Source organism: Mycobacterium sp. (assembly GCF_044342925.1).
Classification (GTDB): domain Bacteria; phylum Actinomycetota; class Actinomycetes; order Mycobacteriales; family Mycobacteriaceae; genus Mycobacterium.
Genome location: NZ_JBIIOV010000108.1, coordinates 1 through 11,990, shown reverse-complemented (window position 1 = coordinate 11,990; position 11,990 = coordinate 1). Strand labels below are relative to the sequence as shown.

The 11,990-nt window shown below is 67.7% G+C and carries 13 protein-coding genes and 1 pseudogene; 5 read left to right on the top strand and 9 right to left on the bottom strand.

Annotation, left to right across the window (positions count from 1 at the left end; all coding sequences use genetic code 11):
- The coding region (locus ADBZ6I_RS12040; protein WP_526384100.1) for a nitroreductase/quinone reductase family protein at positions 1 to 296 on the top strand (296 nt) is incomplete at its 5' end.
- Between the two features lie 18 nt (positions 297 to 314).
- On the opposite strand, the gene ADBZ6I_RS12035 is transcribed toward ADBZ6I_RS12040, so the two are convergent.
- Genes ADBZ6I_RS12035 through ADBZ6I_RS12000 form a run of 8 tightly spaced genes read right to left on the bottom strand, consistent with a single transcriptional unit; the run spans position 315 to position 7,869 of the window.
- Positions 315 to 1,325 carry a DUF5914 domain-containing protein gene (locus tag ADBZ6I_RS12035; protein WP_526384098.1) on the bottom strand — a complete coding sequence of 337 codons (1,011 nt, stop codon included), beginning with the start codon at positions 1,323 to 1,325 and terminating at the stop codon, positions 315 to 317.
- On the bottom strand, positions 1,325 to 2,884 hold the full coding sequence (locus ADBZ6I_RS12030) for an FAD-dependent oxidoreductase (protein ID WP_526384096.1): 1,560 nt from the start codon (positions 2,882 to 2,884) through the stop codon (positions 1,325 to 1,327). The genes ADBZ6I_RS12035 and ADBZ6I_RS12030 overlap by 1 nt, the downstream gene beginning before the upstream one ends.
- A complete protein-coding gene (locus ADBZ6I_RS12025) occupies positions 2,881 to 3,597 on the bottom strand; it encodes a class I SAM-dependent methyltransferase (RefSeq protein WP_526384094.1) in 717 nt (238 codons plus the stop codon). Before ADBZ6I_RS12025 ends, ADBZ6I_RS12030 begins: the two co-directional genes overlap by 4 nt.
- Complete coding sequence (locus ADBZ6I_RS12020) at positions 3,597 to 3,932, bottom strand: lycopene cyclase domain-containing protein (RefSeq protein WP_526384092.1); 336 nt, start codon at positions 3,930 to 3,932, stop codon at positions 3,597 to 3,599. The genes ADBZ6I_RS12025 and ADBZ6I_RS12020 overlap by 1 nt, the downstream gene beginning before the upstream one ends.
- Complete coding sequence (locus ADBZ6I_RS12015) at positions 3,929 to 4,273, bottom strand: lycopene cyclase domain-containing protein (RefSeq protein WP_526384090.1); 345 nt, start codon at positions 4,271 to 4,273, stop codon at positions 3,929 to 3,931. Before ADBZ6I_RS12015 ends, ADBZ6I_RS12020 begins: the two co-directional genes overlap by 4 nt.
- 11 nt (positions 4,274 to 4,284) lie before the next feature.
- On the bottom strand, positions 4,285 to 5,235 hold the full coding sequence (locus ADBZ6I_RS12010) for a phytoene/squalene synthase family protein (RefSeq protein WP_526384088.1): 951 nt from the start codon (positions 5,233 to 5,235) through the stop codon (positions 4,285 to 4,287).
- Positions 5,232 to 6,755 carry a phytoene desaturase family protein gene (gene crtI / locus ADBZ6I_RS12005; protein ID WP_526384086.1) on the bottom strand — a complete coding sequence of 508 codons (1,524 nt, stop codon included), beginning with the start codon at positions 6,753 to 6,755 and terminating at the stop codon, positions 5,232 to 5,234. The genes ADBZ6I_RS12010 and crtI overlap by 4 nt, the downstream gene beginning before the upstream one ends.
- Positions 6,756 to 6,780: 25 nt before the next feature.
- Positions 6,781 to 7,869: a polyprenyl synthetase family protein gene (locus ADBZ6I_RS12000; protein ID WP_526384102.1), complete on the bottom strand. Its 1,089-nt coding sequence runs from the start codon at positions 7,867 to 7,869 to the stop codon at positions 6,781 to 6,783.
- Positions 7,870 to 8,028: 159 nt separating this feature from the next.
- On the opposite strand from ADBZ6I_RS12000, the gene ADBZ6I_RS11995 reads away from it, so the two are divergent.
- Together ADBZ6I_RS11995 and ADBZ6I_RS11990 are read left to right on the top strand one after the other, a co-directional pair.
- Complete coding sequence (locus ADBZ6I_RS11995) at positions 8,029 to 8,232, top strand: SDR family NAD(P)-dependent oxidoreductase (RefSeq protein WP_526384084.1); 204 nt, start codon at positions 8,029 to 8,031, stop codon at positions 8,230 to 8,232.
- A pseudogene (locus ADBZ6I_RS11990) lies at positions 8,208 to 8,367 on the top strand (SDR family oxidoreductase); the annotation flags it as partial. The gene ADBZ6I_RS11995 and the pseudogene ADBZ6I_RS11990, both read left to right, overlap by 25 nt.
- A gap of 11 nt (positions 8,368 to 8,378) precedes the next feature.
- Here the strand turns inward: ADBZ6I_RS11990 and ADBZ6I_RS11985 are convergent.
- A complete protein-coding gene (locus ADBZ6I_RS11985; protein ID WP_526384082.1) occupies positions 8,379 to 8,717 on the bottom strand; it encodes a DUF732 domain-containing protein in 339 nt (112 codons plus the stop codon).
- A gap of 78 nt (positions 8,718 to 8,795) precedes the next feature.
- On the opposite strand from ADBZ6I_RS11985, the gene ADBZ6I_RS11980 reads away from it, so the two are divergent.
- Together ADBZ6I_RS11980 and ADBZ6I_RS11975 are read left to right on the top strand one after the other, a co-directional pair.
- Positions 8,796 to 11,741, top strand: coding sequence for an MMPL/RND family transporter (locus tag ADBZ6I_RS11980; protein ID WP_526384080.1), 2,946 nt, complete (start codon positions 8,796 to 8,798; stop codon positions 11,739 to 11,741).
- A gap of 8 nt (positions 11,742 to 11,749) precedes the next feature.
- On the top strand, positions 11,750 to 11,990 hold a 241-nt coding region (locus ADBZ6I_RS11975; protein ID WP_526384078.1), incomplete at its 3' end, for a DUF5078 domain-containing protein.

Here is an 11,990-nt window from a genome sequence, read left to right as displayed (position 1 = left end):
AGTCGGGCCAGCGGCGGGAGTCGCCGCTGATCTACACCCGCGACGGCAATCGGCTCTACCTCTTCGGGAGCAATTTCGGGCAGGCGAGTCACCCCGCGTGGACATCGAACCTGCTGGCGAACCCGGACGCCTGGGTCAGCATGGGCGGGCAGGAGATTCCGGTCCGGGCCACCCGGCTCTCCGGCAAGGAGTACGACCACGCCTACGAGCTGTTCATGAACTACCTCAAGGCGTATCCGGCCTATCGGTCACGCACCGACCGCGAGATCCGGGTGTTCGCGTTGGACCGCCGGTAAGACGATACGTCCCAGCTGTCAGCGAGTTCCCTTGGCGCGCAGCGCATACCGCCGCTCGGCGTACTCCAGATCGTCGCGCCACAGCCGGGCGGCGCCAAGCTTCATCAGCGGTCGCAGCAGCGGGGCGGCCCGCAGCGAGTACTGGAAGCCGGTGCGATCGGACTGGGCGATCACCGCTTCGATGACGGCCGTGCGGGGCCGGCCGTCGGGTCCGGGGCCGATCGGGGTGGCGTGCGTTTCCACCACGCTGCCCACACCCTGACCCTCCACGATGTGCATGACGACGGTGCGCGGCTCCGGCACGCTGAACTCGGCGATCACCGGGACGCCGATCCGCCCGAGGTGGAAGGTGACGGCCACCGTGAACACATCGGAGTCCTCGTCGGCGTCGACCGGCGGGGCGCTGAGCACCTCTAGCTGGGCGAACGAGTAGGGGTGGAACCAGGCTCCGTGCCAGGGGTCCAGCCGGTTGGAGATGATGTCCTGCGGTTCGCAGACGCCCTCCATGCGTGCCACGGCCGCCAATTGCGGGCCGGTCGGCCGCACCGGCAGTACCGGGGCGTCCAGGGGTTCCTCCCCGCCCACCTTGTCCAGCCGCACCCACACCATCACCCCGTCGTCGTGGGCGGGGAGCGGCTTCCAGCCGAACTCCCGGCCGCCGTCGAGGCGCAGGCCGTGCCACGGGCAGATCAGTCCGCCGCAGACGACCTTGCCGGTGGTGAGATCGGCACCGAGGTGCGGGCAGGAGGCGGGTCCGACGTGCAGCGAGCCCAGATCGTCGCGCCAGGCGACGATCTCCACGCCGGCCACGGTCGTTCCGAACGGCCGGTCGGCGCGCACGTCGGTGCTGGCGCCGAAGACGAACCAGTTGCCGCTGGGGCGGCGCAGCGCGCGCTGCAATGCGGCGTCGATGATGGGCGGTTCGGCCTGCTGGTAGGTCGGCTTCTGCTGGGCCCAGTCCATCTTCGGAAGCACCTGCAGCGGATTGTCTTTCGGCAGCCGCTGAGCCAGCCGGTCCCAGACGTCCATCACTTCGCGCCTTTCTCTACCAGTCGCCGCAGCAGCGGCGAGCGGCCCTGCACCGGCACTGTATGCAGGGTGTGCCCGTGGACGCCCCATGCCTCCAGCAACTGGTTGGCCGCCGACCATCCTGTAGTCGCCGCCCGTTCCATCAAGGCTACTGGCAGGTCGATCCGGATTCCGTCACCGGCGAGCACCAGACCGTCGACGGGTGTGTCGACGGTCGGCCGCTGGGCGAAGGAGCCGGGCGAGAACAACGGGCAGTCCTGCTTGAGCAGCAGGGTTTCGGCGACGATGCCGGCGCGGGCGGTCTCCGGATAGAGCTGGTGCAGCCGGGCCAGCATCTTGTCCCGCAGACCCGCGGGGACCGTGGAGTCCGCCCCTACCGAGTCCGCCCCTACCGAGTAGGCGTGCACCTCCACCACCGAACCGCCGTAGGTGCGGGCCCATTCGGCGGCCTCACGCTCATAGCTGCTGACCACGCTGATGTTGTCCACCGGGTCCAGGCCGCCGGTGCCCAGGAACGGCGGGCGCTCGGGGTTGACCGGCTCGTCGAGCCACAGCCGCTGGACGACGAACGGCGGAGCCACCTGCATGGCCGCCACCCGCTGCCGCCAGTTTTGGTCGCCGAGTTCGGGCGACGCCGCCACGATGCTCTGCAGGCCGGTGACATCGGTGGCCAGCACCACCCCATCGGCATCGATCTGCCGACCGTCCGCGGTACGCACCTGCAACCGCTTGGGGCCGCCGACGCCGATCGACTGCACCGAGGTTCGGTTGTGAAAGATGACACCCTGGGCGGTCAGGTACTCCCCCAGCGGATTCCACAGTGCCGTGTCGAAGTTGGCGTCGGCGACGTCGAAGACCAGACCCTCACTGGAGCCCAGGAAGTAGATATGAAACATCGCGGCGAGCTCGGCGGCCGACAACTTCTCCGGGCGGGCGAAGAAGCTCCGGGCGAACACTTCGAAGGCCAAATGCCTTGCCGCCCTGGGAAAGTTGATTTGATGCAGGAAGGTGTCCGCGTCCCGGTCGTCGAGTTGGTCGTAGATGCCCGGCACCGAGACCGTCGCCAACGGCGCGGCTGCCTTGCCGTCGATCCGGACCAGATCACGGAACCGGAAGGTGGGGCTCCGCAGCGCGAACACGATGGCGTTCCACGGCGGCGTCTGCGGCAACCCGCGGAAGGTGTCCTGCCGGCCTTCACCGTCGACCAGAGGGTAGTCGTCGACTGGGCGCAGTCGCTGCAGTTCGGGATCGCTGCGGCGCAACAACTCCCGCAGGTTGTAGTACTGCCGGAAGAAGGCATGGAACCCGCGGTTGTTGGCCACTTCGGTGCCCACCAGGGACCCGTGATCCACGGTCTCGGTCCAGCCGGCCACCCGGCCGCCGAGGTGCGGCTCGCGTTCCAGCACCGCCACCGTGACACCGCGTTCGACCAGCCCGGTGGCGGCGGCCAGGCCGGCGATCCCGGCGCCGACGACGACCACGTGCGGGCGTTGCGCCAGCGCCGAGGCGTTGGGCAGGCCGGACGGACCGTGGTGCGCGACCCGGCGGGGATCTTTCATCGAACCTCTCCCAGGAAGGTGTGCACGATGCCGTGCTGCCAGCCCGGCATGGTTTCGCTGTGCACACCGGTGAAACCGGCTGCGGCCATGCGCCGTTGGAATGCAGCGGCGCCGTCGAAGCTGTTGACGCTGCGCCACAGGTGACGGTAGAGCGTGCTGTCGCGGGTCTTCACCAGGCCGGCCGGGATGATGATCCCCCAGCACACCGCGGTCCACGTCGCCTGTGCTGGTTTCGAATCGGCAACCGAGTATTCGTGCGCCGCCAGCGTTGCCCCGGGTCGCAGGAGTGCGGCGAAGCGCCGCAACTGCGCATCCGGGTCATCCAGGTTGCGGATCAGGTAGGCGGCCAGGATACCGTCGAACTTCCCGTCGTCGGTGAAGTCCTCGATCGGCGAGTGCACGAACCGCACCGAGGCCGGCCAGGACTTGGCGCGGGCCTGGTCCAGCATGCCGGCTGACGCGTCCACCGCGACGATCTCGGCATGCGGGGCGGCCTCCAGCAGCGCCGCGGTGGAGGCGCCGGTCCCGCATCCGGCATCGAGCAGGCGAAGGCCACGGCCGCCGTCGGCAATCCGCATGCGCCGCGCGGAGATCCGCAGATGGTCGTGATAGCCGGGGTTGGCGCCCACCAGCGTGTCGTAGGCGGCCGCGCCCACGTCGAACGCCCCTGGGACCTCCGCCCTGCGGAGCCCGGCCCGGGAAAGTCGTCCCATCAGCTGCCCGTCCCGGCGTCTGCGCGCCGTCGCTGTCCCTGCTTCTCCCACAGCAGCAGCACCGCGGTCACCAGGGCCCACCCGAAGAGGAAATCCTCGACCGGGATGTCCCACGGAAACCGGATACCGGAGGTGTGCTTCTCGTTGTAAACGACGATGGGCGCCGACAGCTTGGTCAGCCACCCGTCGACGGGCACTTGAAATCCCAGCACGATCACCATCGTTATCCAGTAGGCGGGCTTGCGGAACAACCCGGTGTGCAACACCGCCAATTCCAACACAGCCACCACGACGACGGCGACCACGGCCGGCAGCGTGTAGCCCAGCCCGGTCATCGGTCGCTCCGTTCGGAGTCGCGCCGCCGCCGGGCCAGCGCGGCAAGGCTGGCGCTGACGATGTTGTAGGTGAGCAGGCCGCAGAGCGGTATCACGATGAAGAACAGCAACTCCTCCAGCGGCATGAACGGCACGTTGATACCGCTGATGTAGCGCGGGTTGTAGTCCCACACGTTCAGCACGATGGCGATGGCGTCCCAGATCAGGAACACCGCCACCACCGGGAACATGGCACGCAGCAGCCGCCGGGGCTGGCGATAGACGCCGTCGCCGGGGAACTCCAGCGGCAGCGTGAGGAGCAGACAGCCCGCCAGCAGCAGCAGGTACTGCCATTTGTCCATGATCTGACCCGTCAGGCGGCCCGGCGGGCGGCTGAAGACCTGCGAGCGCGTCGCGCCCGCACCAGTCCCCCGGTGAACACCTGCAGCCGCCGGCCCATGCCGACCGAGGCCCGCTGGCTGAACACCTCGAAGTCGAGTTCCTCGATGCGATCGAGGATCTCCGAGTACAGCGTGAAAGCGGCGGTCACGCAGGGCCGCGACTGCGGGGCCAACAGGGCGATGCCCTTGTGTGCCTCGCGGTAGATGGCCCGAGTGATGTCGTGCTGGGCGGCCAGCGCCTGGCGCACCCGCGGGTCGGTGCGCTGGTTGTCGTGGCACCAGGTCAGCAAGGCACGGTCCACCCCGAAGGCCGCCAGTTCGTCGGCGGGCAGATACACCCGGTTGCGTTCCAGGTCCTCGTTGATATCGCGCAGGAAGTTGGTCAGCTGGAATGCCCGCCCGAGCGCCTCGGCGCACGGTTCGGCGTCCGACAGCGGGCCCACGGTGCCCAGAATCGGCAGCATCTGCAGACCGATCACCTCCGCCGATCCGCGCATGTAGTGGTCCAGCGCCGGCCGGTCCGGATAGTCGGTGATCGTCAGGTCCATCCGCATCGAAGCCAGGAACTCGTCGAACAGGCTCAGCGGGATTTGGTAGGTGCGGGCGGTGTGCAGGACGGCGGGCAGCACCGGCTCAGCGGCCGCGGCTGCCTCGTCGCCGCGGACGAACCGGGCCGCCAGTTCCTCAAGGCGGGCCTGGCGTTCGGCGACGGTGGCCTGGGAGTCCAGGTCGTCGAGGATGTCGTCGGCGTAGCGGGCGAAACCGTAGAGCGCGTGCACCGCCGGACGCTGCGACGGTGTCAGCAGCCGGGTGGCCAGGAAGTAGGTGCGGCCATGCTCGGCGTTGAGCCGACGGCAGTAGCGGTAGGACTCGCGCAGCCGTTCGTTCGAGATGCCGGCGGCGTGTAATTCGGTGTGGATCATGCCTTCGCCCCTGTGGTAATCGTCGTTCGCCGCGGCGACTTCTCGATGGTTCCGGTGACGCGCTCTGCTGCAAGCCTGCCTGAAAGCAGCGCAGTTGGCACGCCGACGCCGGGCACCGTCGATCCGCCCGCGAGAACCGCGTTGTCGACCCCCCGGACCAGGTTCGCCGGTCGGAACGGGCCGGTCTGGGAAAAGGTGTGCGCCAACGCGAACGGCGTACCGGCGGTCATCCCCTGCCGGGCCCAGTCCGCCGGGGTGACGACGTCGAGAATGTCGGCGTCGCGCTCCAGTCCGGGCAGCAGGCGCTGCGCGGCGGTCGCCAGCATCTCGCGCGCGTAGATGTCGCCCTCGGCGGACCAGTTGATCTTGCCCACTTCGAGATTCGGGCACGGAGCCAGCACGTAGAGCAGGTCCCGCCCGGGCGGCGCGAGGGTGGGATCACCGGCGGTGGGCATGGTCACCAGCAGCGAGGGATCGCTCATCAAGACGCCGTCGCGGATGATCTCGTCGAACGTCTCCGACCATTTCCCGCCGAAGCTGATGTTGTGGTGTTGCAGCGCCGAGCCGACCGAAGGCACGCCGACGTGCATGACCACCGCCGACGGGGCGGGGCGCATCTTGATCGGACGCCGCGGGGTACGGCCCAGCAGCTGGTAGGTCAACGGCAGCTCGGTGGTGAGAACCACCGCATCGCAAGCGATCCGGTCACCGGAGTCGGTGCACACCGCGGTCACCCGCGAGCCCGACTGCTCCAGCTTGGTCACGCTGGAGCCGTAGCGGAACGCCACTCCGGCGTCGGCGGCCGCGGCGGCCATCGCCTCGGGAAGCGCCCGCATGCCGCCCCGGGGGAAGTACACGCCGGCCACGGTGTCCATGTAGGCGATCACCGCGTAGGCGGCCAGCGCATGCTGCGGCGGCACACCCGCATAGAGCGCCTGGAAGGTGAAGATCCGCTGCACCCGCTCGTCGCTGATGAACCGGCTGACCATCTTCTCCCAGCCGCGGAAGCCGCCGATCGCCGCCAGCCGCGCCAGCTTCGGGGTCAGCAGCGACAGCGGAGAAGAGAAGTTGGCCCCAATGAAACCTTCGATCTCCAGGGTGTAGAGCTCGGTCAGCCACTCCCGCAGCCGCATGTAGCCGGCGGCCTGGTCGGGTCCGGCGAACTGACGGATGGCCTCTGCCATGGCATCGGCATCGGTGTGCACGTCGAGGTGGCTGCCGTCGGCGAAGGAAGCGCGGTAGGCCGGGTCGAGCTTGATCAGCTCCAGGTAGTCGCCCATCGAGGCCCCGACGGCGTCGAACGCATCCTCGATGATGTCGGGCATGGTCAGGACGGTGGCCCCGGTGTCGATCCGGTAGCCGCGGATGTCGGCCTGTCCCACCCGTCCGCCGGGGAAGTCGTACCGCTCGACGACGGTCACCGACCGCCCCTGACCGGCCAGTTGCATGGCCGTGGAGAGACCGGCCAGCCCCGCACCGACGACGACGACGTGGTCGGTGGATCCGGGAACAGTACGCATAGGGGTCTCCTTTGGAAGGTGGTGCTCAGGTGAGTCGATTGGTGCACGCGGCGGCCATACCGGCCAGCGCGGACTGCGCCCAGTCGTCGATACGGCCATCGCTGATGTGATCGACGGCGGCGGCCACCCGCTCGGCGATCAGTTCCTCGATCCAAGCAGGCGCCCCGGTGGCGACGATCAGGGTGCGCCAGTGGGCGATGTCGGCGTCGTCGAGTTCCTGGGCGTTCATCAGGTCGGCGAACTGCCGGCGAAGGGACGCGCCGGCCATCTGATGCGCCGCAACCACCACACTGGTCGCCTTGCGCTCGGCGAGGTCCCCGCCGGCCGGCTTGCCGGTGAGCGACGGCGAGCCGAACACGCCCAGGAGGTCGTCGCGCATCTGGAAGGCCTCGCCAACCGCGCTGCCGTAGCCGCCGAGAGCATCGAGAAGGTGATCGCAGCCGGCCATCGCGGCGCCGATCTCCAGCGGCCGGCGCACCGTGTAGTTGCCCGACTTGCGACGGGCCACGTCGAGCACGGTGTCGAGGTCGGGCAGGGCGCCGGCGTCGTTGGCCACATCGGCGCACTGGCCCACGGCCAGCTCGATCCGCATGTCGTCGTAGTGCGGCCAGGCCAGCGCCAGCGCTTCGGCGGGCATGCCGCTCTCGCGCATCATCTGCTCAGCCCACACCAGGCACAGGTCGGAGAGCAGGATCGCCTGGGCGGCGCCGAAACGATCCGAGGAACCGGACAGGCCGCGGTCGCGGTGCCACTGCGCGAACTGCATGTGTGCAGCCGGGCGGCCCCGGCGCAGCGGGGAGTCGTCCATGACATCGTCCTGCAGCAGCGCGAATGCGTGCAGGAGGTCAAGACCGGACGCCGCCCGCAACGCCGCGGCATTGGTGTCGGGGTCGGATACCGCCCCGCACAACCAGCCCAGGTACATGAACGTCGAGCGCAGACACTTGCCGCCGTCGAGGAACTCGACCAGCACGTCGCCGGCGATGTCGACCCCGGTGCGCCGCAACTGCGGCAGGCACCGGGTGTCGACGAAGTCCGCCACGGAAGCAAGCGCATTGCGCCGGACACCACTTCGCCATATCTCGAACTCCGGTCCGGGCGCACTAACCGCCAGGCCCGTCGAGTTAGTTCCACCGCCGCCTGGCGACGTGGCGTCAACCGCACGCAATGAAAACTCCTGTTCCCCGTGACCCACTTCTCCCACCTGATGACCTATTGAAGTCGACGCAACGGTTCGGCGCCTGCCGAGGCCCCCCATGGTCACTCACGCGTAATGTTCGGCGCACGGCGAAAGGGTCGGCACATAGCACAGCTGAGCGGCAAGATCGCCCTGGTCACAGGGGTTTCGTCGGGTCTGGGGGCGGCGGTCGCGCAACTGTTCGCCGAACGCGGCGCGACGGTCTTCGGCGTCGCTCGCGACACCGGGCGGATGGCCGCGGTGTTCGAATCCGTCCGGACAACGCGGATTACACACTGATCATGCGCATCGCCGCACCGCGCGGACTGATGGAAGCCGCAGGATGTGGCCAGCGTCATCGCGTTCCTGGCCAGCGACGAAGCCGCGGCCGTTCACGGTGCCGTGTACGCCATCGATAACGGGAAATTGGCCGGCTCGCGGGCCCGTCAGCCCTCGGCGGCGCCGCGCAGGACCCCGGCCATATCCGGGCAGTACGTGCCCACCGCCGCGCCGAGGAACTGGGCCACCTGCTCCTGGGTGGTGCCGCGGGCGAGGTTCTTGGTGATGAACGCCATCGAGGCGTGGGCGTCGCCGTCCACTCCCCGGGCCATCCGCTTGCAGGTGATCTTGCCCAGCCAGGCGTTGTAGTCACGCTGGCCGTAGATGCCGAACCCGTGCAACTGGTTGGCGAAGTCGATGTCTGGATCGGCGTGCGCCGGTGCCGCCCCGGCGATCACGGCCACAGCGGTCGCCGCCACGGCCAGGGCGCGTCCCACAGTGGTCATGGTTTCGAATTGTAAGCCGAACTGTTACATGAGCTAATCTCTTCACTCGGTGTTAGCTCGACGGTGGCGGGGAATCCCATGGTGAAGCTGCGGAGACGCAAGAGCGCGCCGCCGTACGTCATCATCCCGGTCGGCGGGAACAACGCCGCCAACCGCCACCTCGGGGCGCATCCGGCGATTCCGCGTTTCGTGCGGCTGTTCTCCGTGCCCATCCTGCTGTTCTGGCTGGCGCTGGTCGTGGTGCTCAACGTCAAGATCCCGCAGCTCGAAGTGGTCGGGCAGATGCACTCGGTGTCCCTGGCGCCCACCGACGCACCGTCGCTGCAGGCGATGAAACGGATCGGGCAGAACTTCCAGGAGTTCGATTCCGACAGCTCGGCGATGATCGTCCTGGAGAGCGACGTACCGCTCGGCGACGAGGCCCACGACTACTACGACGGTCTGATCGCCACGCTGCGGGCCGACACCAAACACGTCCAGAACGTCCAGGATTTCTGGGGCGACCCGCTGACCGCGACCGGCGCACAGAGCGCCGACGGCAAGGCCGCTTACGTCCAGATCTACCTGGCCGGCAATCAGGGCGAGACCCTGGCCAACGAATCGGTGCAGACGGTGCGCGACATCGTCGCCCAGTCCAACCCGCCGCCCGGGCTCCAGGTCTTCGTCACCGGCCCCGGCGCCATGATGGCCGATCAGCAGCTTGCCGGCGATCGAGGCGTGCACAAGATCACCGCCGTCACCCTCGTCGTCATTCTGGTGATGCTGCTGCTGGTGTACCGGTCCATCGTCACCGTGGTGCTGGTGCTGATGATGGTCGGCGTTCAGGTGGCCGCCGCCCGCGGCATCGTCGCGCTGCTCGGCTACCACGACCTGATCGGGCTGTCGACGTTCGCGGTCAACCTGCTGACGACGATGGGGATCGCGGCGGCCACCGACTACGTCATTTTCATCATGGGCCGCTACCACGAAGCGCGACTGGACGGCGAAGATCGCGAAACCGCTTTCTACACCATGTATCACGGCACCGCGCACGTGATTCTGGGCTCCGGCCTGACCATCGCCGGCGCGACGTTCTGCCTGCACTTCACCCGGCTGCCGTATTTCCAGAGCCTCGGTGTCCCGCTGGCGATCGGCATGCTGGTCGCCGTGGTGGCCGCGTTGACCATGGCCCCGGCGATCCTGACCATCGGCAGCCACTTCGGCCTGTTCGACCCCAAGCGGAAGATGAAGACCGCGGGCTGGCGGCGGATCGGGACGGCCGTCGTCCGCTGGCCGGGCCCCATCCTGGTCGCGTCCATTGCACTGTCGATGGTGGGACTGCTGGCGCTGCCGTCCTTCGTCAACAACTACAACGACCGCGAGTACATGCCGCCCGATCTTCCGGCCAACCAGGGATTCGCCGCCGCCGACCGGCACTTCCCGCAGGCCCGGATGAACCCCGAGATGCTGATGATCGAGACCGACCAGGATCTGCGCAATCCCGCGGACATGCTGGTGATCGACAAGGTGGCCAAGAACATCTTCCGCGTCCCCGGCGTCGGCCGGGTGCAGGCCATCACCCGGCCGCAGGGCACCCCCATCGAGCACACCTCGATTCCGTTCATCATCAGCATGTCCGGCGCCACCCAGCAGCTGAACATGTCCTACATGCAGGACCGCATGAAGGACATGCTGAAGATGGGCGACGAGATGCAGGTGACCGTCGACACCATGGAACGCATGTACGGGCTGATGCAGCAGCTCACCGGCGTCACCCACGACATGGTCGGCAAGACCAAGGAAATGGTGGCCACCACCATGGAATTGCGAGACCACATCGCCAACTTCGACGACTTCTTCCGGCCGATCCGCAACTACTTCTACTGGGAGCCGCACTGTTTCGACATCCCGGTCTGCTGGGCGATGCGGTCGGTGTTCGACACCCTCGACGGCGTCGACAAGCTCAGTGACGACCTCGGCGCGATGGTGGTCGACATGGACAAGCTCGACAAGCTGATGCCGCAGATGCTGACGATCATGCCGCCGATGATCGAGAACATGAAGACCATGCGGACCACCATGTTGACGATGCAGTCCACGATGGGCGGCCTGCAGGATCAGATGGCGGCCATGCAGGACAACGCCAATGCCATGGGCAAGGCGTTCGACGCCTCCAAGAACGACGACTCCTTCTACCTGCCGCCGGAGGTCTTCGAGAACGAAGAGTTCAAGCGGGGCATGAAGATGTTCATCTCACCGGACGGAAAGTCGGTGCGGTTCATCATCTCTCACGAAAACGACCCCGCCACCCCGGAGGGGCTCGCGCTGGTCGACAAGATCAAGAACACCGCGTTCGAGTCGATCAAGGGAACCCCACTGGAGGGTTCCAAGGTGTATCTGGGCGGCACCGCGTCGGCGTACAAGGACATGCAGCAAGGCGCCAACTTCGACTTGCTGATCGCGGGACTGTCCTCGCTGTGCCTGATTTTCATCATCATGCTGATCCTGACTCGAAGCGTGGTGGCCGCAGCGGTGATCGTGGGCACCGTCGCCCTCTCGCTCGGCACATCCTTCGGCCTGTCGGTGCTCATCTGGCAGCACATCGTCGGGCAACCCCTGCACTGGATGGTGCTGGCGATGTCGGTCATCATCCTGTTGGCCGTCGGCTCGGACTACAACCTGCTGCTGGTGTCGCGGTTCAAAGAAGAGATCCACGCCGGCATCAACACCGGCATCATCCGCTCGATGGCCGGCACCGGCGCCGTGGTGACCTCCGCCGGTCTGGTGTTCGCCTTCACGATGGCCTCCATGCTGGTCAGCGAACTGCGAGTGGCCGGACAAATCGGCAGCACCATCGCGCTGGGCCTGCTGTTCGACACCCTGGTCATCCGGTCGTTCATGACACCGTCCATCGCCGCGCTGCTGGGGCGCTGGTTCTGGTGGCCGCAGGTGGTACGCCAGCGGCCGGTGCCCGTGCCGTGGCCGTCCCCGGACCGGCCGGCAACGAACGACGAAATGGCACTCACCGGCCGAGGAGGCTCATGATGGCGGGTATGCGGATTCTTACCGGGCTGGCGGTCCTGGCGTCCGCCGCCCTGCTGGCCTCGCCCACCGCATCCGCCGACGCCACCGACGACTACCCGATCCCGCGCCGGATGCTGTTCACCACCTGCGACGCCGAACAGATCATGGCCGCGGCTCGCGACGTCGAGCCGGTCTACTACGAGCGCTACATGATCGACTACAACAACAAGCCAGCCGATGTTCAGCGCGCGGCGCGGGACTACATCCATG

Excerpts from the sequence above, each read along its gene's own strand:
- ADBZ6I_RS12020 (WP_526384092.1), bottom strand. The coding sequence starts at position 3,932 with ATGACCGGGCTGGGCTACACGCTGCCGGCCGTGGTCGCCGTCGTCGTG.
- ADBZ6I_RS12025 (WP_526384094.1), bottom strand. The coding sequence starts at position 3,597 with ATGGGACGACTTTCCCGGGCCGGGCTCCGCAGGGCGGAGGTCCCAGGG.
- ADBZ6I_RS12015 (WP_526384090.1), bottom strand. The coding sequence starts at position 4,273 with ATGGACAAATGGCAGTACCTGCTGCTGCTGGCGGGCTGTCTGCTCCTC.
- ADBZ6I_RS11985 (WP_526384082.1), bottom strand. The coding sequence starts at position 8,717 with ATGACCACTGTGGGACGCGCCCTGGCCGTGGCGGCGACCGCTGTGGCC.
- ADBZ6I_RS11980 (WP_526384080.1), top strand. The coding sequence starts at position 8,796 with ATGGTGAAGCTGCGGAGACGCAAGAGCGCGCCGCCGTACGTCATCATC.
- ADBZ6I_RS12035 (WP_526384098.1), bottom strand. The coding sequence starts at position 1,325 with ATGGACGTCTGGGACCGGCTGGCTCAGCGGCTGCCGAAAGACAATCCG.
- ADBZ6I_RS12030 (WP_526384096.1), bottom strand. The coding sequence starts at position 2,884 with ATGAAAGATCCCCGCCGGGTCGCGCACCACGGTCCGTCCGGCCTGCCC.
- ADBZ6I_RS12010 (WP_526384088.1), bottom strand. The coding sequence starts at position 5,235 with ATGATCCACACCGAATTACACGCCGCCGGCATCTCGAACGAACGGCTG.
- crtI (WP_526384086.1), bottom strand. The coding sequence starts at position 6,755 with ATGCGTACTGTTCCCGGATCCACCGACCACGTCGTCGTCGTCGGTGCG.
- ADBZ6I_RS11995 (WP_526384084.1), top strand. The coding sequence starts at position 8,029 with ATGTTCGGCGCACGGCGAAAGGGTCGGCACATAGCACAGCTGAGCGGC.